This is a genomic window from Ferrovibrio sp., from assembly GCF_046297595.1.
In the GTDB taxonomy this organism is placed as follows: Bacteria; Pseudomonadota; Alphaproteobacteria; order Ferrovibrionales; family Ferrovibrionaceae; genus Ferrovibrio.
In genome coordinates this window covers 376,828-398,829 of sequence record NZ_JBKBHT010000001.1, presented here as the reverse complement: position 1 = coordinate 398,829, position 22,002 = coordinate 376,828, and the positions used below count along the sequence as shown (strand labels likewise).

Genomic DNA, 22,002 nt, shown 5'->3' with positions numbered 1-22,002 from the left:
TAAAGAAATGCGCTAGGGGCATTTTATACCATCAACTGCGCCGGCAAAGAATGGAAACTTTGGCAAGATCATAGGGATCTCACTCGATATCGCTGATGGCCCGGTCGATCGTCCCATTCAGGACAGGATCGATCCGACGAGCTTCGGATTCCGCCCAGTCGATCCAGCGCTGCATGGCGACTGGTTCTGACGTCAGTTCAGCCGCCCGGAGCTTCACAGCCTTGATATAGGAGCGGATTGTCTCGGCTTGGTGCAGCGAGCGGGCTTGGCTGAACAGCCGGGCTAGCCGATCGCGCTCCTCCTGCTTCTTGCGAGCGATCGCTTGGCGTTCGGCCTCGATGATGCGCTGATTCTCTGCCTCGATTTCGCGGGCCTTGTATTCGATCAGCCATTCATGATGGCCGAGCACACTGTTACGGTAACGAATCTCGGCTTCGAGGATCATTGCCACCACGATCTCTTCGACCAGACTCTCGAGCTTGGCATTGCCCTGATCCTCCCAGACAAGGTACTGCCGCTCCTTGGTGTTGGGCTGACTCCAGGTCTCCATTTTCAGCCGGAGGGGACCACTGGGCTTTTCCTCGTCCTTGCCATGATGGGGAGTGATTGGGCCGAGCGAGAACGACAGGTATTGCTTGCCAATGTGGCTGACGCTGATCTCCTCGCGGTCGCGGTCAGCATATTCGGTGTTGGATAGCCAGGGCCGGGCGCCGAAGCGCTGTAGGCCGATAAAGAGGGCATTCAGGAGTCGCAGCCAGCGTTTCCGCAGTGGATTGTCGAGCTTGGGCCGCCGCCAGTCGTAACCGGTGCGGTGGAACTCGGCCAAGCGCTCTTGGTCCTTGGCCAGCAACTTGGCGATCTCCTTGTGGGGGTGCGCCGGCAGCGGTGGGCAGGTCAGCTTGCCCAAGGTCTTACGGATGCGCACCTCAACCTCGGTCAATTCCTCCGAGAAGACCGGAGTCGGCGGTATGGGGTCGGTCAGCGGGTCGAATCTCGCCCGACTGGTGCCAGGCAGGTTGACCTTGTCTGAATGACCAGGCTGACGGGGTGGCAGCGGTCGCTGGAAGGTCGACTTGCCAGCGGCCTTACGGCGCCAGTAGCCGACCTCGGGGATGGGGATGCTATGAGCCCTACAAGCCTTAAGCAGATGGTAGTTGGAGAGGCCCAGATCGATGGCGACCTCTTTCTTGGGCTTAGTCCACAGGAGATCGTACAGCTCTTGACGCGTGTAGGATGAAGGCATCGTGCGTACTCTGGTCGTTCAAAATCAAAGTCAAAAAACGTCTAGTACCAAATGGGATTATGGGGCCTTTCCAGGTTCAGGAAAGATGCCGCCTACCTCCGTATGCAGTGTGCCCTTTATCTGATTGAGATAGGCGAAAGCCAATGCAGCCGACTAGGATCCGGACGGGGTAATTTGGCAGGCATTTGGCGGAACCGCAGCGCGCGGTTTCCGTCCGACTACCTGTCGGTGAACTGGACAGGCTGAGAGCGGGTCGGCGGAATGAAAATCGCATTTGTAGAAATTTCCAATTTTCGGAAGCTGCTGTCGGTCCGGCTGGACTTTGCGGACGAGACCACCTTGCTGGTTGGCGCCAATAACAGCGGCAAGACGTCAGCGATGCTGGCGCTGCGGCGTTTCCTGGTCGATGGCGGAAAGCGAATTAAGACGCACGATCTGACGCTTTCCCACTGGTCGGCAATTAACACCATTGGTGACGCCTGGGTGGCCGCCAACAAGGAAGGCCGGACGCTGGAGGTCACTGTCGACGACTGGGTGGGGGTGATGCCCGCGCTGGATGTCTGGCTGACCATTGAGGATGGCGAGCTTCATCATGTCGGAAACATGCTGCCGACACTCGATTGGCCCGGTGGAGCGTTGGGCATTCGATTGCGTATGGAGCCCAAGAATGCCGAGGATATCTATAAGCGTTACATCGAAGCGGTAAAGAGCGCCGACGAAGTTAAGATGGCTCTCACGAAAGCGGCTGGGGACAAACCGCCACCTAAGCTAACGCTTTGGCCCGCAGACATGATCGATTTTCTGAGTCGGCATATTGGGGACCATTTCGTCCTCAGGGCGTATCCTTTGGACCCAGCTCGCGTTGCGGCGCCTGTCAGCGGACATGCCAGACCCCAGCCGTTGCCAGAGTCTTCAGTCGCGTTCGAGGGAAATCCACTTTCCCAGCTCATTCGTGTCAACGAAATCAATGCCCAGCGCGGATTCGGTCAGGCAGATGAGTCTTCGTCGGAAGACGGGTCACCCAGCAAGGAGAGCCGTCGCCTGTCGGATCAGCTGCGGCTTTATTACACGAAGCACCTGGACCCGTTGCAGCGACCAGGGCCTGAGGATATCGACGCACTTCAGGCCATTGAGGCTGCGCAAGACGCATTCGACGAGAAGCTAAAGGTGAGTTTTGGCAGAGCTCTGCAGGAAGTCGAAGGGCTTGGCTATCCGGGGGTGACTGACCCGAAACTAAAGGTTTCGACGCGGCTCCGTGCGATAGATGCCTTGGACCACGATGCAGCGGTTTCCTACGAAATCGAGATGGTAACCGCCGATGGCGTGCAGAAGCCTGTTCTCAGATTGCCTGAGGATCAGAATGGGCTTGGCTATCAAAACCTCATCTCGATGGTCTTCCGGCTCATGAGCTTCCGTGACGCCTGGATGCGCGTTGGAAAGGCGGAGCGCGAAGGTAGTGAAAGCCAGCGGGAGCCATTGCATCTGGTGCTGGTGGAAGAGCCGGAGGCCCACCTCCATGCGCAGGTCCAGCAGGTCTTCATCAAGAAGGCTTACAAGGTTCTCCGGGACCATGTGGACCTTGGGGAGAAAAAGGCGCTTCGTACGCAGCTCATCGTCAGTACCCATTCCAGTCATGTCGCGCACGAAACGCCCTTCTCGTGCCTGCGCTATTTCCGGCGCCTTCCGGCGGCGGTAGTGTCGACGGTCCCTGTTTCGATTGTCGTCAACATGACCGAGGTATTTGGGCCGGGCGATGAAACCAAGGATTTCGTGACCCGCTATCTGCGGGCGCAGCATGCCTACCTGTTTTTCGCTGACGCCGCAATTCTCGTTGAAGGACCGGCGGAGCGTATGCTGGTTCCGCATTTCATCCTGGAGCACCACAAGTTCCTCAACCAATGCTACATCACGCTCCTTGAAATCGGCGGTAGCCATGCCCACCAGCTTAAGCCACTTATCAAGCACATCGGGCTTCTGACGCTGGTAGTTTCCGACCTAGATGCCACCGATGCTGCTGGAAAGGCATCTCCGGTCATGCTCGGTGCAGGCCAGATTTCCGGCAATGAGACGATTAAGACCTGGGCGCCGGGTAAAGAGCCAGTCGATGAACTTCTCGCTGCGGCCGATGAGGATAAGGTTGTCGACAGCAGTACGCAGTCGGCTGTTCGTGTTGCCTACCAGACGGCAGTTCAAGTTACGTTGCGAGATGGCGTGGAGGGTCCAGCCTACCCGTATACGTTCGAAGATGCCTTGGTGTGGACCAATGTCGACACCTTCAAAGACCTGGAAGGCACTGGCTTGGTACGCAAGTTCAGAGAGGCGCTGGCAGAGGCAAAAATTCCTGACGCCAGCACGAAAATGTTCGACGCATTGCGCAAGGGAAAGAAGGCTGAGTTCGCGCTCGACGTCATTGCTTTGGACGATTTCGAGAGCCTGACGGTACCGGCGTACATTGCCGATGGCCTGAAGTGGCTCGAAGAGAAGCTTAAGGCACGCCAGGGTGAAGTCCTTCCGCCTGCCGTGGGTGATGTGCAATGAGTGCGGATATTTCGGACAATCTCGACGCAGGCGTCGATGACGAAATCTTCAGCTACCTGAACCCGGAGGCTCCGCGCAGATTCTTCCTCTACGCTGGCGCCGGATCTGGCAAGACGCGGTCCTTGGTGAAGGCAATTGATAAATTCCGGACCGAGCACCGGAGAAAGTTTGCGTTGAACGGCCGTCGGATTGGTGTGATTACCTACACGAACGCAGCATGTGACGAAATCAAGCAGCGTCTCGATTTCGACGCTCTGGTGGAGGTCTCCACCATCCATGCCTTCGCCTGGACGCTCATTGGCAACTACCACTCCGACATCAAGGCTTGGTTGAGAACCGAAATAGCCACAAAGCTGGAAGAGTTGCAGGTAGCGCAGGCGAAAGGCCGGGCGGGAACGCAGGCGGCTCGCAAGCGGGAACAGGATATTCAGCGCAACCAGCGGCGGCTGGCCGAGCTGCCTAATATAAAGAAGTTCATTTATAGCCCGACCGGTGACAACCGTACACGCGATTCGCTGAACCACGCCGAGGTCATCAAGATTGCAGCCGATTTTCTGACCACCAAGCCAGCTCTACAACAGATTCTGATTAACGGCTTTCCAATTCTGTTCATCGACGAAAGCCAGGACACCCTCAAGATCCTTATGGAGGCGTTCCTCGTTGTCCAGGCGACGCATCGGCAGTCATTCTGCCTAGGTCTCTTTGGCGATACCATGCAGCGCATCTATGCCGATGGTAAAGTCGGTCTCGGGGAGGATTTGCCGCCGGATTGGGCGAAACCAGTGAAGCGCATGAACTGGCGGTGTCCCGAACGAGTCATCAGACTTATTAACAAGATTCGGTCCGCCGTCGACGGCCAAACGCAAGTCGGTAAGAAGAACAATCCAGACGGCACTGTGCGACTGTTCGTTGTCCCTCAGAACCTGAGCGACAAATCGGCTGTCGAGGCCAAGGTCAGCGCACGAATGGCTGACCTCTCGCAGGATACCGGCTGGAATGAGGACGACGGCGTCAAGGCGTTGATTCTTGAGCATCACATGGCTGCGACCCGTATGGGCTTTGATGTGATGTTCGATGCTCTACGTAAGGTTCCTTCCTACGATACAGGCCTGCTTGATGGCTCGCTTCCTGGGTTGCGATTCTTTGCCGAGACGGTCCTGCCGATGGTAAATGCCCTAAAGGCAGGGAATCGGTTCGCTGTTGCAGCGATTGCGCGCGAGAAGTGTCCGACACTGGATAAGAAGTATCTGTTGAGATTGCGTATGGAAAAGCTGCCGGACGTGCCGGTAAGTGAATCTCCGACTAAAGAGGAACAGAAGCGAGCATTGCTGGATGTGCAGCTAAAGCAGCTTGCCGTAGTTAAGGCAGCGACAGAGTCGTTGCTCTTGCTCTGGGGTGGAGAGCGGGAGCCGACGTTCGATGAGGTGCTTCAGGAAGTGGCGCGGACGAACCTATTCGAAGTGCCGGATTCTTTACGTTTTGCAGTGGCGGACGCCGAACCAGCTCCGCAAGAACCAGTGGGTGAAGAGGCGGAAAGTGAAGAAGATGCCGGAGAAACGGAGAGTCAAAGGGAGCGAAGGAATGCCTGGCAGGCTGTCCTTCAATCCAATTTCTCACAGATTGAAGGCTACTCTGCGTACGTTCAGCAGAAAGCGAAGTTCGGAACGCACCAGGGTGTGAAGGGGCTGGAATTTCCGCGAGTAATGGTAATCGTGGATGATGAGGCTGCGCGCGGCTTTTTGTTTAGCTATGACAAGCTGTTTGGAGTCAAGGAGAAGTCCGAGACCGATATCAAAAACGAGCAGGCAGGCAATGAGACAAGCGCCGACCGTACGAGGCGGCTGTTCTACGTCACGTGCAGTCGGGCAGAATCCAGCCTAGCAATTGTGGCGTATGCGAATGACCCGGCCGGAGTAAAAGCGAACGCGATAGCTGAAGGATGGTTTGATGAAAGTGAGATTGAACTGATTCAAAGTTGAGAAGATTTTGAAGAATCGCACGATGCAACAGCAGGGGTTATTTATGTCGAAAAAATTACTTTCGATGAGGTGTTCATTAGTCCTCGTCTATTTGTAGAAATACCGATGGATATCCTGCGCTAGCAGCGATCTGCACCTCTGGCTTGCTGAAGAGTAAGGCCGGAAGCCCTTCTTTGCCGGCCAGACGCCCTGATGGCGTGAGCCGGCCTATGGTTATCATTTTCACGAAGTCGACAGATGAATGGTGTTTGGCCATGTACATGGCCTTTGCTGTGTGCCAACCAACTTCCGTCGTGGAGTTCGGGCCTGAGCGTTTGGGCAGACTGTTTAGGCGGCAACTAAAGGTTTCGACTGTCGGCCGGTGAAAAGTCATTGTGCGTCGGTCGAAAAACAGTGTTGGGTCCGCATGCGGGAATATATATGCTTCGTAAAGTGCGTGAATCTGGTGTCGATCGGGTATGTTCAGCAGAGTCGCAACCTCTTTTCCAGAGATGCACTCAGTACGGCTTCGTCTGATCAGCTCGACTGAGGAGTTATGAAGGTAAAATCCTTTTCCCCACTTTATGCGGTCAATTCTTCCGTCGTACCTTGAACACATATCAAGGAGTGTAACCTCGGATATGCCGAGGGAAGCAGCTGCGATAGAAAGCTTCATATACTCATCCAAGTCTATTCTGCGTTCGGTGTTTAATTGCCCTTCGATCTTCATTTTATCGAATGCTTTAGCCGCGGCTAAAGACATCCGGCGGACATTTGGATTCTTGTTCCGTATGAACCGTCTTTGGAAGAACCCGAGCTTCGAAGTTCCGGTTGATCTTGGCCGCTCGAATTCCCGGTGTAGGATTCCGGGGATTTCCTCAGCCCAATTCTCACAGATTGAAAATCCTGCCGTCAGGCGCGCATCCATAGCATCGCGGACGGTGTTTCTTCCTACCTTCTGGGTGGTTTCTACGGTCCGGCCAAGACTAAGCACAATGTCGAGTGCTGATGAAAGGTCGAGCCCTTGCAAGATCTCAGGCATATCGACCGGCCGACCATCTTCGTTGACGCCGCCAATCAGCGATAAGAGTTTTCCGATGATGGAACTCACCTGACCCGAAGGAAGGTGTCCGGATACGATTCTTCGGGTACAACGATCGCATCTACCCTCCAAAACCATGGCTAGGTCAAATGCTCTGCTGCAATTTGGGCAGCGGGAGATCAGGCGACAGTTGTGTATAGGGCATACAGTTACGAACGCCAGGTGCCAGACAAGGTAATGAGTCCCGCTTTCCTGGACGCAGATCGGGCAGAAATAATCGGCGGCGGCATTGATATCCTGGCGGGCAATGGTCTGCCCCCGGCAGCTGAATTGGCGCCGCCCGGATTGTGGCAACCGCATCGCGTCTAATCTTTCCCGGGACAGGCTCACGGCCTCCGCCAGGAAACCGAGGTCGGGTTCGATCAGCAGCGACCTTGTGCTCTTGACCGGAAAGCGGTCGGGGAAAGTGTCGTAAACCCAGGCGTGAGATCGATACCCCAGGACGCGACCGAGACGGCTGAGATAGCCGTAGATGCTCTCACCCGGGATAGGCTCCGCCCGGAAGAAAAGCCTGGTCATGCCATGATATCCTTCGGGCGGGATTGCCGGCCGCTACGGCCTTGTCCTCGCAGTACCCGGGAGCTGTCTTCCGGGGCTGACAGGCGGCCTGCCGGCGTAGGGGCGCCGGTGGAGAATGGGTTCTCGTCGATCCTGCCTATGTTGACCGTTCGATTGTAGACGTCCTGGAGCGTCTGCCGGGTGACGCAGTTCTCGCCCCGCCCAATGGCCAGCAACAGGGCACGGTCCAGCAGGCCGGTGATACGCCCGATGAGGCCGTCGGTGGCGGCATGAATCCGACGGGCAAGGTCGTCATCGGATAGGCCTGACGGTAGCGCCAGGCCCAGGGCAGCTTCCAATCCGGCCAACATCTGCCGGAAGACCTCGAAATCGGTCGGGGTGACCACGCTGTATGGGAGAACCCGGTACACCGCCAACGCCCGGCGTTGCAGCTGTTCGTTGACCTTGAGGATGCTGGCGGCGGATTCTGTGCCAACCAGCAGGATCGGACACAGGTTGGCGTTGAGCAAGCTCTTGATCCAGTCGGCCGTCTCATAGGCACTATCATGCCCACGGGCGCGGCCGACCAGGTGCTGGAACTCGTCCATGACGATCAGGCTGACACGCCGGATGCGAAGGGCATGGAGCACCCGCTGGGTCATCTCCTGCTGGCTGCCCCGAGAGGGGCGTGGGTCGCCCAGGGCTGCCAGGAGCGTCTCGGCCATGCCTTTGACCGTGGCGCGAGCCGGGCATTCCACGAAGAGGATCGGCAGGGTCGTGATTTCGACACCGTCCTGCGTATAGGACAGCTCAGGCGGCGCCTTCATGAAGCTGCGCTCGTAATACTGGACCAACCGGGTCTTCCCCGATCCTGAAGGCCCGAATAGGCCCATGCATTGGGAGTGGGTCGTCCCGCGTCCAGTCCGGTGCAGGGTGCCGATCGCAGCCAGGATTTCGACCAGTGTCGGATCCTAGACGAAGACCTTGCGGAAATGCCGTATCCGAGCGTCTCGATCAGCATCACGCGTCTCGGTCTGAGCCATGTCAGCTCTCCGTTTCGATCGACACCCAGTTCCGCAGTGGCTCGGTGGGGGATGCCGGATCGTTAGAGGGCATTGGAGTTGCGACAGGTGGCGGCTGGATCGGGAGGCCGGGCTGTGCCGATTCCGTATTCTGGAACCGCTTGATCCTCTTGGCGGTCCGGCGCCGTAGAGATGCGGTACCGCTCACCATTTCGTCGATCTTGCTTTGGATGGTCAGGCGGGTGGCGCTGAGGTCGCCCACGCTCATCTGGCCCTGAATGCGCCTGCGGGTCTGCTCCTGGATGATCCTGTGCTGCGCCAGCGTCAGCCCTGTGGTGTAATCGGGATCGAGCGCGGGCAGTCGGACATAGGTCCGTGTCATCGAATCCTGCACCAGAATATAGCTCAGGTCACCATGGTCATAGCGAACTTCCACCATGTCCGGCTGGGATGGCCGGTTGAGCAAGTCGAAAACCCTCTCGTTGCAGTAGACCAGGTTGAAGATCTCGATCCCGCGGCGGGTCAGTTTGCGGCGGGCGTAGCCTCCGACCAGACAATCCAGGTCGGCCGCTGATCGTGGCGGCGTCAGCCCATGCATCTCGACACCTTTGGTCCAGGTCTCGATCGGAGACCGGCCCCGCAAGCGCGGAATGCGCTGGCTGTAATAGTCGATCAGCCAGAGATGGACGATGTGGTGAAGGTCAGTGAGCGATATGCCCGCCTGCTTCTCGGAATTGTAGTCCCCGCGTTCGGCCGACCGGCTGAACGTGTTGCCGGGCACCTGATGCAGGAGGGAGGTATTCTGGTTTCCGAAGAAGCGCTCGATGGCGCTTTTGTACCAGGGCGACCGGCCGGGGGCGTAGGTGATGTTGATTCCGAGCTGGGCGCAGGCGCTGCGGAAGCCGTCGCTGTGGAATTCCGGGCCATTGTCCACGACGATCGTCGTCGGAAGGCCCTCGCAAGGCCAGTCGCTCTCGATCTCGGGATATCTCTCCCGGACATATTGCTTGGTCAGGATCGCATGCTTCAGGCAGAGCATCACCGTATGCGTGCCGGCCGGTTCGTAGCCGATATAGAAGCCGACGATCATCCGCGAAAACTTGTCGATCGCCGCCGTCATGGTCGGCCGGCCGATCACATTGCCGGTGAAATCGTCGACCAGGGTGATGTCGAGGGGCGTGTGGTCGATCTCGACCACCTCGAGCGGCCTGGTCGCTGGCGGACCGGCCTGGACCGGGATGAACTGCCGATCGGCAGCGTGCCTGCCTTTGCGGGCGACCATCACTTCATAGGGCGAACGGGCTGCGATCGCCCGGCGCACGGTGGCCAAGCTCGGAAATGGCAGATGCTCGGCTGGCGGGCGCTTGTCGTTATGGGCTTTCAGCCTGCCGCAGACCAGTTCATGGACGGCGATCGTCGTCGTCTTCTCTTGCCGATAGTAATGCTCGTCGATGACGGTCTCGATCAGGTCCAGGACGTCGCTATCCACCCGCCGGAGCCGGTTGCCTCGCTTATGAATACTTGGCACCAGGGCCCGGATATCCCGGCCACCAGCCTGTTCCCACTGGCTTAGCCAGCGGATCACGGATCTGGGGCTGGGTGGCTGGCTATCGTTGAAACCTGCGGCCAGCTTGGCCAGAACGGGTCTCAGGAGGGTTTCCGTCTTCGGGACACTTAGAGCTTGCAGCGCCTCGATATAGCGATGCCGGCGATCGGCAGTCTCCTTAAGTGCGCCTGGCAGGCTATAGAAATCCGCACGGACGGGATCGAAGCCGGGCCCGACCGGAGGCGCATTGGCTGCCATTGCCTGGCTGGGATCCAGCTCCAAGGTTCCGGCAGCCAGCCGGGCGGAGAACTCTTGGCTACTCAGCGGAAGTGGTGCCCGGGTAGCCTTGTTCTCCAGGACATACCTGCCTTCAGTGGTGATGGTGTGCATACGATAGGCGGCGCCATCGACATGTACGGTCTGGCCAGGAGGAATCCGGTACATGGGCGTCTCCTATAGGCTGGGCATCAAATGGAAGCTGGTTGTGTCCGTCAGCTCTGTATCGAGTGGAAAGCCGATCCTTCCTGATGCCGCCATGTTCAGGATGGCCGCTGCGGCATCAGGCCTGTCGGCTAGCAGTTCCCGAAGGGAGGCGAACTGGATAGGGCCCGCCGTTAAGGCAGACGAGATTCGAATGCCGTCATCCAGGTCGACCTTGCGCAGGCGGTGGTGCATGAGCAGTTGACAATTCCGCAGGCGCGGCTGGCGGCGGATCTCTTTTTCTGTGACTACCCTGTAGGCTGTCCCATGCTGGGCGCAATGCAGCCTGGCCGCATCGAAGATTGGCTGTTTCTCGGGTGCCGCGGCGTCCCGATCGGTTTTGACCTCGTGGAAGGCCTTTTGGCCATGCCGGTATTGCACCAGAAGGTCTGGGAAGTGCTTCCGCGGTTCTCCATTGACCAGAAGATTGAGGCAGCCTGGCTGGGCAGAAAATGCTGCCACATTGGGATCGAACTCCAGACAGTAGAAGTAGTCGCGCTCGATCTGAGATTCCCAGGGGAAGGCGCATTGCATCTTCAGGCTCTGAAAGTATCCGACCACGCGCTTGGTGCGACGTGTCACGACTTTGCGGCTGATCGGCATCGCGCCATGAGGAAGGCCAATCGCAAAGGACGCGAGATTCCGTCCGCGTAAGCCGTGTTTGCGGCCGCGTTTAACAGGCATGAAGCCCTCGTCATCTGGACAAAACAGTAGTGACCGCGAACGAGCGGTTACCCGTCGAGATGGGTTGTCAGAGTTGGATTCTCAAGGGAGGAGAGTTTTGTTTTGGCTGTCGATATCGGATCGCGATCAGCATGTAGCACGTTACACGATGCGATCGAAAAAGTCAAGAAAAATCAGTGGACTCCGAGTATCATCTGTTGTAGCGGCGCGAGAAAACGACGCCCTCTTACGCGGTGAATAGATTCTTGAATAGAAGCCTGAATAGAAGCCTGAATAGAAGCCTGAATAGAAACCTGAATAGAAACGATCAGCTTCATTATCCAGAAGCCGACTGAGCATGAAAAAGAAGGTCAATAAAACAGAGCGAGCGCGCGTCATCAGAGGGAGGCCCTCTGATCAGGAATTTGTGGCCGCTGGTTATGCCGAGGCAATTCCCGGGCTCTATTATGATGAGCGCGCCCACCCTTACGTAACTTGCCCGGAGCTTCTGCCGTTCATATCACCTCAGGCGCGCATGAGTTGGATATGGGTGTTGGGCGAAACCGGTGTCTTGAACAATCCATCCCGTATTTATTTTGCGATCGCTCCTGGTACGCGGAAGCGGATAATCGAGACAACACTCGGACCGCTGCAGATCAACGGCATGGCGCCGGAAGTTTTCTTTGCCGGGTCCGACAGGGATAATCTGGATGGAGGACGTATCTGCCCCCAATACATTTGCGCCACGCCAGAGCGAGCTCTTTGCGATTGGATATACGTCACACGGCGGCTCAAAAAGATTGGTCCTGAGCAGAGCGGTATCGAGCTTGATGGGTTGTCGGTCCCTAGAATGCGACGGCTTGCCGAGGCCATGGGCATCCGGAGACAATTCGACAAGTGGTACGACCGATGGGTCGTGGTGTGGCAGGATGAAGAAGTCGTCGGCCAATACAGCAAGGTGCTGGGATACTGATTGCGACATGCGGTTTGGCGATCGTTAGTGTCTACAGTTAAATCAAGAATTCATTTGAAACGGCTAAACAAGCATTACTCTTAAGTCTGGCACTGCTTGGGATATAACTTGAGTGAAATCTCGGTCGCCAGTTATCACAACATAATTTCTTTCAACTGCTTGCGCCGAGATCCAGAGATCATGCTCATCAATTTGTAGCAACTGAGCGGTGACGCGATCAGCCCAACCATCTACCCATCGAGGAATTCTGCGCCGAATATCCAATCTCTGAACGGCTACTTCAGATTTTATGTAAGCAAAGGCTTCGGGTGTATGTCGTCCGATTTCGGCCAATGGATGTTCTTCGGCTCGCTCCAAGCAAGCTTCAATATGCTGGAGCGGTTGTCCTGCAGCTCTGGAGAGGGAAAGTCCAAAACGCAGTTCAGCAACAGTAATCACTGATATTAATAGAGGTGCATTCGGATTTAGCGCCGCGATAGCTTGGCGTGCCGCCGCGTGGTTCGGTCGACGCGCATCATAAAGGACCGAGATCAAATTAGTATCTAGGAGATATGTATCCATCAGCCGCCAATGTACTGCTCAATTTGTTCAATTTCTTCATTTGGAGCAGGAGTGAAGGTTTCCAGAACCCATGAGCCGAGATTTTCTTTAATTAACGGTCCTAAATATTCATGTAATGGCACGAATGCGGTGAAATCTTTTGGCATCCATCCTTTAAAGGCATGATTAATACGGCGGGCATTTTCATGTCCTCGGAAAAATTCCAATAAGCGTCGTTCAAGGCGCGGTGGAAGGCTATAATTTTTCAGAACTTCGGCATCAACTTCGACAAGCAGTCTATTTAGATGATCGTCAATTTGTGACGAACCTAGAGGATTCTGTCGCTGAATGCTCAGCGCGTCCCTATATCGATTCACAGCTTTAACGATATTATCCCAATCCATGACTTTGGGGATGGGAAGCTGCTTCAATAGTTCGTTAGTAAAATGTTGATTGGTAGCATGTTCGAATAGAAATGCATTTGTAAGCGGGCTATTCAGAAGCGCTTCTAAAGCCTCTCCTGGCAAGTTTGAATCCTTTGGCCAAATTCCAAAAAATGCCTGCGAAGCGACGAGTCCGGTGGTGTCGTATGTGGCTGCCATACGCCAAGGGCCGCGAGACATTCGTGCAACATTAGTCAAGACTTTAGGTCTATTCCACGGACGAGTCAGCGGAGCTGGCCGCATTGCGGCTGCTGGATCAGTATTTAGATAGACTGTTTTTCCAATCTCATACTGAGATAGAGAATCGGCAGGTTTGAACACTCCCTTTGAATACCCTTTGTGGGGAGTGCTCGAAACGCCATCTCCTTGTTTCCACCATTTTAATCCACGATAGATGTCGGCGACGTCACCGAGAGTCGGGTAGCGTTTAAGATGCTCCCAAAGCTCTTCAAGTTCCCCGATCCAGAGATCGCCACTTTGAACAATTTTCGTACGTCGACGCTCAGCGCTAATTTCTCCGCGAGCTAGAAAGGCGACGCGATCGCTATCGCTTACAACAGCAGACAGTAATTTTGTCGAAGATGTGGACTGCTCTGTTCTTAATTCGCTAGCTGTTAAGATGGCTGCCTCAAAGCCGGCCCGCTGAAAAACGCGATCTGGAAGCGAAGTCAACTCAATCCGCTGATACAGATTAGAAACTTGTTGTCTCAGCTCAGAGTATTGCTGCTGCCTCAGGAAACCCTGTGGGAATACAAAGCCAATTCCCGCAGGCCGCTCCTCAAGAACAGCTTTCAAAACGGCCATTGGTTTCGAAAAAGACTTCTCAACCATGTCCGGATAGTTGTCGCGCTCCTCGGTATCAAAATCCTCCCAAGGTGGATTGCAAAGGACTACTTTGGCAGACGCTAAATCGCGAGCTAGCGCACCAGGTTGGAAGAGGTCTTCGCACTTGATCCGCCAGCCATTAGCATTCGGATAGTCAGCAAGAATTAGCGACAGCGTAGCAACTTCGCAGGCAAACGCATCGATTTCTGCACCACGGATTCTAGGCACAAGAAATGCGTGTCGCTCTTCAGCCGATAGGCTGTCTGGCAGGAGGTCCCGCATGTAACGTAGTGCGGCAACGAGGAAGCTACCTGCTCCTGCAAAAGGCTCATAAATGATAAGATTCTCAAGGTTGAATTGTGAGAGGTTTAGCCGACTAACTACATACTCAGCAACTTGGCGCGGTGTGCTGTGTGTCCCAAAGCGTTTCCGAGTATCAGCCGTGACGAGCGTGTTCTCATATACAAAGGCAAGGCTATCAGACGAAATATTTCTGAAGCTAATAGCATCGCGCAGGACTTGCCAAGCTGCTGACGCGGCTTTTGTGGATACTGCGGCCGGACTTCTAGATGCGAGATGGCCCAGGTGATAATACGCTTCGATACCGCTTAAAACTTTATCCACGGAAGCGGTGCGCCATGTCGAGGCAACCGAATGGCCACGATCTAACAGAATTTTTGCCGCAAGTAGGCGAAATGTTGTCCTAAAGGCAGATTCTTCTTTCTCTCTACTCAGTCCGCTCAGAAGTTGTTCGATTACTCGTTGTAGAAGTTTGTCTAGTTTTTCTTCGACCTCATGTTCAATGGCGGCTAGAAGGCCAAGATCAATGAAGTCCAATTGATAGGCAGCTTGGTTCTGCCCAAGAGATTTTGCTCTATGAATGGCTTGGGGGTGCCACTGGTCGGCATTCCGGCGAAACAGCTCGGGTAGCGCATCTAAAGTGACGCGTTCAATGAGGCGAGGGCTTCCTTGAGCCCCCACCCGCCATACTCCGATATCGGATTCACCAATGGAGAATAAGATTGGCGCTCCGAGGGCTCGCCGATCAGCGATGGTAATCTCGTTGTTTTCTGTTTCGGTGATTACGCCGAAGGCTGCAGATCTGTATGATTCTGGAACTTGGGTGAAAGCTGCAAGTGCAACGCTACGAGATTCTCCCGCACTTGAGAGAACATTGGCGAAATCGTAATCGCGGAAAATTGCCTCGGACTTATATCCAATGGCAATCAGTTCTTTTTCAATTGCGCGAACCGCATTCACCGCCGCACCCCTTTTACCGAATGACGACGACTTTCAGAATCATTGCTATGCAACGCAACGGCAGGAAACAGAGACATTTGCGGCAAAGAAGCTAGTCCAAGGCCTTGAGATAGAACTTCAAGGTGTGGGTCTAAACGCAGCAGAATCGCATCTCTGTTCGGATTGGTAGAATCTCGATGAGATAGAAGTTCACATTCATGTAAGTCATAGATGGCCAACGTTGATCCCCAGAGAATTGGGAACGATGTGCCCGCTAACAGCTTCCTAGCTGTAATCAACAACTGACGGTGTACCTGTAACTGAACGTGGAAGTGATCGCGCAGAACCAGAGCTAGCCTTAAAAGAAGGATGGTCTGCCACGTAAATTCCGCCTCCTGTCCTCTTTTGAGGGCGGGCACATCGGGTTGGATCAATTTGCGGCGAACAGTCCACTCCCGGAGCTGATGCACCGAGAGACCGGTCAGTTTATGAACTTCATGCGTTTTGATGGTCTGCAATTGCTTCCCTCGGAATGGGTATGCCGCCCATTCTGAGATCGGGTGCGGCACCCATTCTTAGATCGGGTATGATGCCCATTTTAAGAATGGGTATCATACCCGATGTTCGAAGTAAAGTTCTCGCAGCTAGCAGGTCTGCCCCGCCGATGTTGCCGACAAACTCATTACCGTTTTATTGGATTGGGGCAGAGCGGTATAAATTGGCACTAGTGACGGGTAATGGGCCTGGGTGCCATTTTATGCCGTCACCGACATCATGGGGGGAGGCGGGAAATGGTGGGCCCGGCAGGACTTGAACCTGCAACCAGACCGTTATGAGCGGCCGGCTCTAACCAGTTGAGCTACAGGCCCCACCTGTTCCGGGCGGAAACCGCCCGAAAAGCGCTCCCGGGAAAACGAACGCCCCGGGGTTCCGGGGCGCTGGTCTTACGTATCCAGGAACGAGCGCAATTTACGCGAGCGGCTCGGATGCTTCAACTTCCGCAGGGCCTTGGCCTCGATCTGGCGGATACGCTCGCGCGTCACCGAGAACTGCTGGCCGACTTCCTCCAGCGTGTGGTCGGTGTTCATGCCGATGCCGAAACGCATGCGCAGCACGCGTTCCTCGCGCGGGGTGAGCGTGGCCAGAACCCGCGTGGTGGTTTCGCGCAGGTTCGAGTTGATGGCGGCATCCACCGGCAGGACGGCGTTCTTGTCCTCGATGAAATCGCCCAGATGCGAATCCTCCTCGTCGCCGATAGGCGTCTCGAGGCTGATCGGCTCCTTGGCGATCTTGAGCACCTTGCGCACCTTTTCCAGCGGCATGCCCAGCTTGGCGGCCAGCTCTTCCGGGGTCGGCTCGCGGCCGATCTCGTGCAGCATCTGGCGACTGGTGCGCACCAGCTTGTTGATCGTCTCGATCATGTGCACCGGGATGCGGATGGTGCGGGCCTGATCGGCGATCGAGCGGGTGATCGCCTGCCGGATCCACCAGGTGGCGTAGGTGGAGAACTTGTAGCCGCGGCGGTATTCGAATTTATCGACCGCTTTCATCAGGCCAATATTGCCTTCCTGGATCAGGTCGAGGAACTGCAGGCCGCGGTTGGTGTATTTCTTGGCGATGGAAATGACGAGGCGCAGGTTGGCTTCGACCATCTCCTTCTTGGCGACGGCCGCTTCACGCTCGCCTTCGCGCACCTGCTTGTAGATGCGTTTGAATTCCGAGATCGGCAGGCCGAATTCGGTGGCAATCGCCGCGATCTGCTCGCGGATCGGAGCGACTTCCTTCGGGCCGGCTTCGCCGAAGCGGGCCCAGCCCTTATGGGTCTTCAGCTTGCCGACCTTGGCCAGCCAGTTCGGATCGAGCTCCTGGCCTTCATACTGCTTGAGGAACTCGTCGCGCGGAATCTTGAAGCTCTCGGCGCTGCGCAGCAGGCGGCCCTCCAGCATCATCAGCCGCTTGTTCAGGCCGTACATGTTCTCCACCAGCATCTCGATGCGGGTGTTGTTCAGGTGCACCGATTCCATCAGGCGCACCATCTCATGCTTCAGCTTGAGATAGGACTTGTCCTTCTTGGCGTCGATATCGGCATGCACAAGGGCGGCCTGCAGGCGCTCTTCATGCGTCTTCTGCAGCTTCTTGTAATGCTTGGCGATGGCGTCGAAGGCTTCGAGCACCTGTGGCTTGAGCTGGGCTTCCATTGCGGCCAGCGACAGGTTGGCCTCGTCTTCCTCGTCCAGCTCCTCCGGCGCGGGGGCGGCTTCGGCCTCCGGTTCGGCGGCGTCCTTGGTCTTCTTCTTCTCGACCTTCACCGGGGCAGGGGCCTCGGCCTTGGCCGGCTTGGCCTCGACCTTCGGCGGCGGAGCAGCGGCTGCGGCCGCTTCCTCTTCCTCGACGCCTTCCAGCGCGGCGTTATCCGGACCGGCGCCGCCGCCCAGCGTGGCTTCCAGATCGACCACGTCGCGCAGCAGAATCTTGCCGTCCACCAGGTCGTCGCGCCATTTCACGATGGCCTGGATGGTCAGCGGGCTTTCGCAGATCGCGCCGATCATCTTCTCGCGGCCGGCCTCGATGCGCTTGGCGATGGCGATTTCGCCCTCGCGGGAGAGCAGCTCCACCGAACCCATCTCGCGCAGGTACATGCGCACCGGGTCGTCGGTGCGATCCACCTCGGCCTTGGCCGGCGCGGTCTCGCCCTCGGGGGCCTCGCCGTCCAGCTCGGCCTCTTCCTTTTCGGCGGGCGCTTCTTCCTGTTCCTCGGATTCCACGATGGTGATGCCCATCTCGGACAGGATCGCCATGGTGTCTTCGATCTGCTCGGAGGAAACCTGCTCCGGCGGCAGCACGGCATTGATCTCGTCATAGGTGACGTAGCCGCGCTCCTTGGCCTTGGCCAGCATGCGCTTGATGGCTGCCATCGACGCGTCGATCAACGGGGTGTCGACGGTCTCTTCCTTTTCGGGCGCTTCCGAGGCGTCAGGGGCCGCTGCTTGTTTCGCCATGCCGGTTCCTAACTCTTCCTATCTCGTAAAAAACACAAAGCCGCCCCGTTGAGGGAACGGCTCAATCCGTATCCGATGCCGAAACCTGGCTGCGCGCCGAACCGACCTCTGCCTTCAGGGCCATGAAGCGCTGCCATGCCTCGGGATTGGTATTGTTCGCCAGCTCAGCCTCCGCCGCCGCCAGCTCCTGTTCCAGTTCCGCCAACCGGTAACGCTGCACGGCCTGCCACCACCCTCGCTCTACCTTGTCCGGTGGGGTTTCGCTGCGCGCAAACGGCTCCAGAATCCGCCCGGCCTCGCCAGTCACAAGGTCGAGCTGAGCGCCGAGTCCTCGCTGCCTGAGATGGGTTGCGAAGGCCTCGCCGTCAAGACCCGGATGGCGGGAGGCTTCTTCTAGAATCCGGCTCTTAAGGCTGTCAAGCGGCCCCGGCGGGAAGGCCAGGGCGCCAAAAGCCTCTCCGTGTTCCTCCAGCAGCCAGGGATGGGCCAGAACGGCGGCCAGCAGGGCCTTTTCCGTCCTTTCCAGGCTGGAGGTCATGGGGCCGCGGAATCCCTCGGGCTGCGGCAGCCTTCCGTTAGGGAAGCCTGGCCGGTTGCGCGGGGTCCAGGTCCGGGGCGGCGGGGCAAACAGGGTGCGCAGGCGGCTGCGGAAATGGTCGCGGTAGTGATTCTGGACAGCCGGGTTCCGGATCTGGCCGGCCAGGCCGAACAGGGCAGCCTCCAGGGCGGCCCGGCGCTCCGGGGTGTCCAGCGGCCGGCCTTCGGTTTCCTTGCGCCAGAGGATGTCGGCCATGGGTAGGGCGGCGGCCAAAACCTCTTCCATGGCCTGGCGGCCCTGGCTGCGCACCAGATCGTCCGGATCCTGGCCGCCCGGCAGGATGGCAAAGCGGAAGGAGTGGCCGGGTTCCAGCAGGGGCAGGGCGCGGTCGGCCGCCCGCATGGCGGCCCGGATGCCGGCATTGTCGCCGTCGAAGCACAGGATCGGCTCGGCGCTCAGGCGCCAGAGCAGGGCGATCTGTTCTTCGGTCAGCGCGGTGCCCAGCGGGGCCACGGCATGCTCGATGCCGGCCTGGGCCAGCGCGATCACGTCCATGTAGCCTTCCACCACCACCACAGTGCCGCTTTCGCGCGCCACCTCGCGGGCCAGCGCATGGTTGTAAAGATTGCGCCCTTTGTGGAAGAGCGGGGTTTCCGGCGAGTTCAGGTATTTCGCCGGCGCATCGGGGTCCAGCGCCCGCCCGCCGAAGGCAATCACGCGACCGCGCCGGTCGCCAATCGGGAACATCACACGATGGCGGAAACGGTCGTAGCTGGGGCCGCCATCCTCGGGCTTGATCAGAAGGCCGGCCTCGACCAGCAGCGGCTCGGGCAGGCCGCGCGCCAGCAAGGCCTCCTTCAATGCCGTGCGGCTCTGCGGCGCGTAGCCCAGACGAAAACGCTCGACGGTTTCCGGCTTCAGGCCACGTTTCTGGATATAGGCGCGCGCCTCGGCACCCACGCCGGCCTGCAACTGGGCCTGGAACCATTTGGCGGCCTCTTCCATGGCCTTGCCCAGGGTGGCGACCTGATCGGCCTTCTGGCGGTCTTCGGGGCGGACCTGGGGTACGGCCAGACCGGCTTCCTGCGCCAGTTGTTCGACGGCTTCGGGGAAGGCGAGGCCGCTGTTGCGCATGACGAAGCCGATCACGTCGCCATGGGCGCCGCAGCCGAAGCAATGAAAGAAACCCTTGTCGTCGTTGACCGTGAAGGAGGGCGACTTTTCGTTGTGGAAGGGGCAGAGGCCGGTGAATTCGCGGCCGCGCTTGATCAGCCGCACCGAGCGGCCGATCACACCGGACAACGGCAGCCGGTTGCGCAGTTCCTCAAGAAAGGAATCGGGGAACGCCATGCTTCTCCCTGCGCCGATTCTGCCTGTTTCCGTCTACCCGAACGACCCGACTCGGGCGACTCGGCAGCCCTCAGCTCAGCTGGCTTTTAAGAATAGCCGCAGCCTTGGCGAAGTCCATCTGGCCGGCATATTTGGCCTTCAGCACGCCCATGGCCTTGCCCATGTCCTTGATGCCCTGGGCACCGACTTCGGCGATGGCGGCCCGGGCGGCGGCCTCGACCTCGGCCTCCGACAACTGCTTGGGCAGGAAGCTCTCGATCACGGCGATCTCGGACTTCTCCTTGTCGGCCAGGTCCTGGCGTCCGCCCTGCTCGTACATCGTGATCGATTCGCGGCGCTGCTTCACCATGGTCTGGAGCAGAGACAGGATGGCGTCTTCCGGGATTCCGGTGCGGTCGTCGCCAGAGGTGCGGGCGGCGATGTCGCGGTCCTTCAGGGCGGCGAGGATCAGGCGCAGGGTGGCGGTGCGCTGGGCATCCTTCGCCTTCATGGCATCCTTGAGCGCCTGGTTGAGCGTCTCGCGCAGCATCGTATGTCCCCCAGCGGTAACGGAATCGGAGCGGTTTTTGAAAGGCGCGCAGCATAGCCCAAGCGGGCACGACTCGCAAAAGGAATAAATATATGATTTTTCTGCACTTTTAGGCGTAAGCCCGGCCTTGACGCTGGCGGGCGTTTTGGTATGGTCCGGCCTCGGTTGACGCGGCGCCCGCCGCCGCCGAAATCACCGTAGAACAGCTGTGCCGTACCGCCGGAGCCGGGTTCCCCGTATCGCCCTCCGGTGGTTTTTTGCGGCCTGCAGCCTGCCTGATTTGAGTTTGCCTGATTAGAGTTTGATGGAGCCCCCAATGGCCGAGACACTGAAATACGCCGCACCCCCTGGCCCGGGCTATACCGGCGTTGTGGTGCTGGCGGATGGCAGCGTGTTCTGGGGCCATGGCCTGGGCGCCGAGGGCGACGCGGTCGGCGAGGTCTGCTTCAACACCTCGATGACCGGCTACCAGGAAATCCTCACCGATCCCTCCTATGCCGGCCAGATCATCACCTTTACCTTTCCGCATATCGGCAATGTCGGCACCAACCCCGAGGATATCGAGACTCAGGGCATCGCCGCCCGCGGCCTGATCCTGCGCGCGCCGATCACCGGACCGTCGAATTTCCGCGCCGACAGCCACCTGAACGATTGGCTGAAGCTGCGCAACCTGGTCGGCGTATCGGGCATCGACACCCGCGCCATGACCCGGCGCATCCGCGACCTGGGCGCGCCCAACGGCGTTGTCGCCCATGCGAAAGACGGCAAGTTCGACCTCGCTGCGCTGCATGCCAAGGCGAAGGACTGGCCCGGCCTGGAAGGCATGGACCTCGCCGCCGAGGTGAGCTGCCGCCAGACCTATAGCTGGGACGAGACCCGCTGGCAGCTGGGCCAGGGTTACGGCAGGCAGACCGCGCCGAAATACCACGTCGTCGCGCTCGATTTCGGCATCAAGCGCAACATTCTGCGGTCGCTCGCCACCGCCGGATGCAAGGTCACCGTCCTGCCGGGCAACAGCACGGCGGAAGACGTGCTGCGGCACAAGCCCGACGGCGTGTTCCTCTCCAACGGCCCGGGCGACCCGGCCGCTACCGGCGTCTATGCCGTGCCCACCATCAAGGCGCTGGTCGACAGCGGCAAGCCGGTCTTCGGCATTTGCCTCGGCCACCAGATGCTGGCACTGGCGCTGGGCGGCAAGACCGCGAAGATGGAGCGTGGCCATCGCGGCGCCAACCATCCAGTGAAGGACCTGGAAACCGGCAAGGTGGAGATCACCAGCCAGAATCACGGTTTCTGCGTGGTGGAAGAAAGCCTGCCGAAGAATGTGGTGCGCAGCCATGTCTCGCTGTTCGACGGCTCCAACGAAGGCCTGAAGCTGACCGACAAGCCGGTCTTCTCGGTGCAATACCATCCCGAAGCCTCGCCCGGCCCGCAGGACAGCCATTACCTGTTCGATCGTTTCGTCAAACTGATGGAGCGGCAGCGCGGCTGAGCAGCCGGCGCCGCTTCCAGGTGG

The 22,002-nt window shown here is 58.1% G+C and carries 16 protein-coding genes and 1 tRNA gene; 4 read left to right on the top strand and 13 right to left on the bottom strand.

Features of this window, described 5'->3' with window-relative positions:
• Nucleotides 1-79: 79 nt before the first annotated feature.
• Nucleotides 80-1,243 (bottom strand): hypothetical protein, encoded by a 1,164-nt coding sequence (locus ACK4FJ_RS02025; protein ID WP_409763249.1) that lies wholly within the window; start codon nucleotides 1,241-1,243, stop codon nucleotides 80-82.
• A gap of 261 nt (nucleotides 1,244-1,504) precedes the next feature.
• Here ACK4FJ_RS02025 and ACK4FJ_RS02020 point away from each other — a divergent pair, with 261 nt between their 5' ends.
• Both ACK4FJ_RS02020 and ACK4FJ_RS02015 read left to right on the top strand, forming a co-directional pair.
• Nucleotides 1,505-3,781 (top strand): AAA family ATPase, encoded by a 2,277-nt coding sequence (locus ACK4FJ_RS02020; protein WP_409763246.1) that lies wholly within the window; start codon nucleotides 1,505-1,507, stop codon nucleotides 3,779-3,781.
• Nucleotides 3,778-5,760 (top strand): UvrD-helicase domain-containing protein, encoded by a 1,983-nt coding sequence (locus ACK4FJ_RS02015; protein ID WP_409763243.1) that lies wholly within the window; start codon nucleotides 3,778-3,780, stop codon nucleotides 5,758-5,760. The genes ACK4FJ_RS02020 and ACK4FJ_RS02015 overlap by 4 nt, the downstream gene beginning before the upstream one ends.
• Nucleotides 5,761-5,836: 76 nt before the next feature.
• Here the strand turns inward: ACK4FJ_RS02015 and ACK4FJ_RS02010 are convergent, their stop codons facing one another.
• The 5 genes from ACK4FJ_RS02010 to ACK4FJ_RS01990 all read right to left on the bottom strand — a co-directional run bounded on the left by ACK4FJ_RS02010 (nucleotide 5,837) and on the right by ACK4FJ_RS01990 (nucleotide 11,388).
• The gene (locus tag ACK4FJ_RS02010) at nucleotides 5,837-7,360 is read right to left on the bottom strand and encodes a TniQ family protein (RefSeq protein WP_409763241.1); all 1,524 of its coding nucleotides are present in this window, start codon (nucleotides 7,358-7,360) and stop codon (nucleotides 5,837-5,839) included.
• A complete protein-coding gene (locus ACK4FJ_RS02005) occupies nucleotides 7,357-8,289 on the bottom strand; it encodes a TniB family NTP-binding protein (RefSeq protein WP_409764862.1) in 933 nt (310 codons plus the stop codon). The genes ACK4FJ_RS02010 and ACK4FJ_RS02005 overlap by 4 nt, the downstream gene beginning before the upstream one ends.
• Before the next feature lie 94 nt (nucleotides 8,290-8,383).
• Nucleotides 8,384-10,351 (bottom strand): Mu transposase C-terminal domain-containing protein, encoded by a 1,968-nt coding sequence (locus tag ACK4FJ_RS02000; protein WP_409763238.1) that lies wholly within the window; start codon nucleotides 10,349-10,351, stop codon nucleotides 8,384-8,386.
• Nucleotides 10,352-10,360: 9 nt separating this feature from the next.
• Nucleotides 10,361-11,071 carry a TnsA endonuclease N-terminal domain-containing protein gene (locus ACK4FJ_RS01995; RefSeq protein ID WP_409763235.1) on the bottom strand — a complete coding sequence of 237 codons (711 nt, stop codon included), beginning with the start codon at nucleotides 11,069-11,071 and terminating at the stop codon, nucleotides 10,361-10,363.
• A gap of 173 nt (nucleotides 11,072-11,244) precedes the next feature.
• Entirely contained in the window at nucleotides 11,245-11,388 is a 144-nt protein-coding gene (locus ACK4FJ_RS01990) for a hypothetical protein (protein WP_409763232.1), read from the bottom strand.
• A gap of 20 nt (nucleotides 11,389-11,408) precedes the next feature.
• Between ACK4FJ_RS01990 and ACK4FJ_RS01985 the strand changes: the two genes are divergently transcribed.
• Nucleotides 11,409-12,023: a hypothetical protein gene (locus ACK4FJ_RS01985; protein ID WP_409763229.1), complete on the top strand. Its 615-nt coding sequence runs from the start codon at nucleotides 11,409-11,411 to the stop codon at nucleotides 12,021-12,023.
• A 63-nt stretch (nucleotides 12,024-12,086) separates the two neighbouring features.
• Here the strand turns inward: ACK4FJ_RS01985 and ACK4FJ_RS01980 are convergent, their stop codons facing one another.
• The 7 genes from ACK4FJ_RS01980 to ACK4FJ_RS01950 all read right to left on the bottom strand — a co-directional run bounded on the left by ACK4FJ_RS01980 (nucleotide 12,087) and on the right by ACK4FJ_RS01950 (nucleotide 20,486).
• Nucleotides 12,087-12,584, bottom strand: a complete 498-nt coding sequence (locus tag ACK4FJ_RS01980) for a type II toxin-antitoxin system VapC family toxin (protein WP_409763226.1) — start codon at nucleotides 12,582-12,584, stop codon at nucleotides 12,087-12,089.
• On the bottom strand, nucleotides 12,584-15,091 hold the full coding sequence (locus ACK4FJ_RS01975) for an N-6 DNA methylase (RefSeq protein WP_409763223.1): 2,508 nt from the start codon (nucleotides 15,089-15,091) through the stop codon (nucleotides 12,584-12,586). The genes ACK4FJ_RS01980 and ACK4FJ_RS01975 overlap by 1 nt, the downstream gene beginning before the upstream one ends.
• Nucleotides 15,088-15,588 carry a hypothetical protein gene (locus tag ACK4FJ_RS01970; protein ID WP_409763221.1) on the bottom strand — a complete coding sequence of 167 codons (501 nt, stop codon included), beginning with the start codon at nucleotides 15,586-15,588 and terminating at the stop codon, nucleotides 15,088-15,090. The genes ACK4FJ_RS01975 and ACK4FJ_RS01970 overlap by 4 nt, the downstream gene beginning before the upstream one ends.
• Nucleotides 15,589-15,862: 274 nt before the next feature.
• Nucleotides 15,863-15,939 (bottom strand) — tRNA-Ile (locus tag ACK4FJ_RS01965).
• 75 nt (nucleotides 15,940-16,014) lie between these two features.
• Nucleotides 16,015-18,069 carry an RNA polymerase sigma factor RpoD gene (gene rpoD / locus ACK4FJ_RS01960; protein ID WP_409763218.1) on the bottom strand — a complete coding sequence of 685 codons (2,055 nt, stop codon included), beginning with the start codon at nucleotides 18,067-18,069 and terminating at the stop codon, nucleotides 16,015-16,017.
• A gap of 61 nt (nucleotides 18,070-18,130) precedes the next feature.
• A complete protein-coding gene (gene dnaG / locus ACK4FJ_RS01955; RefSeq protein ID WP_409763215.1) occupies nucleotides 18,131-19,957 on the bottom strand; it encodes a DNA primase in 1,827 nt (608 codons plus the stop codon).
• 70 nt (nucleotides 19,958-20,027) lie between these two features.
• Nucleotides 20,028-20,486 (bottom strand): GatB/YqeY domain-containing protein, encoded by a 459-nt coding sequence (locus ACK4FJ_RS01950; RefSeq protein ID WP_409763212.1) that lies wholly within the window; start codon nucleotides 20,484-20,486, stop codon nucleotides 20,028-20,030.
• 316 nt (nucleotides 20,487-20,802) lie between these two features.
• On the opposite strand from ACK4FJ_RS01950, the gene carA reads away from it, so the two are divergent.
• Complete coding sequence (carA, locus tag ACK4FJ_RS01945; RefSeq protein WP_409763209.1) at nucleotides 20,803-21,978, top strand: glutamine-hydrolyzing carbamoyl-phosphate synthase small subunit; 1,176 nt, start codon at nucleotides 20,803-20,805, stop codon at nucleotides 21,976-21,978.
• Nucleotides 21,979-22,002: the final 24 nt, after the last annotated feature.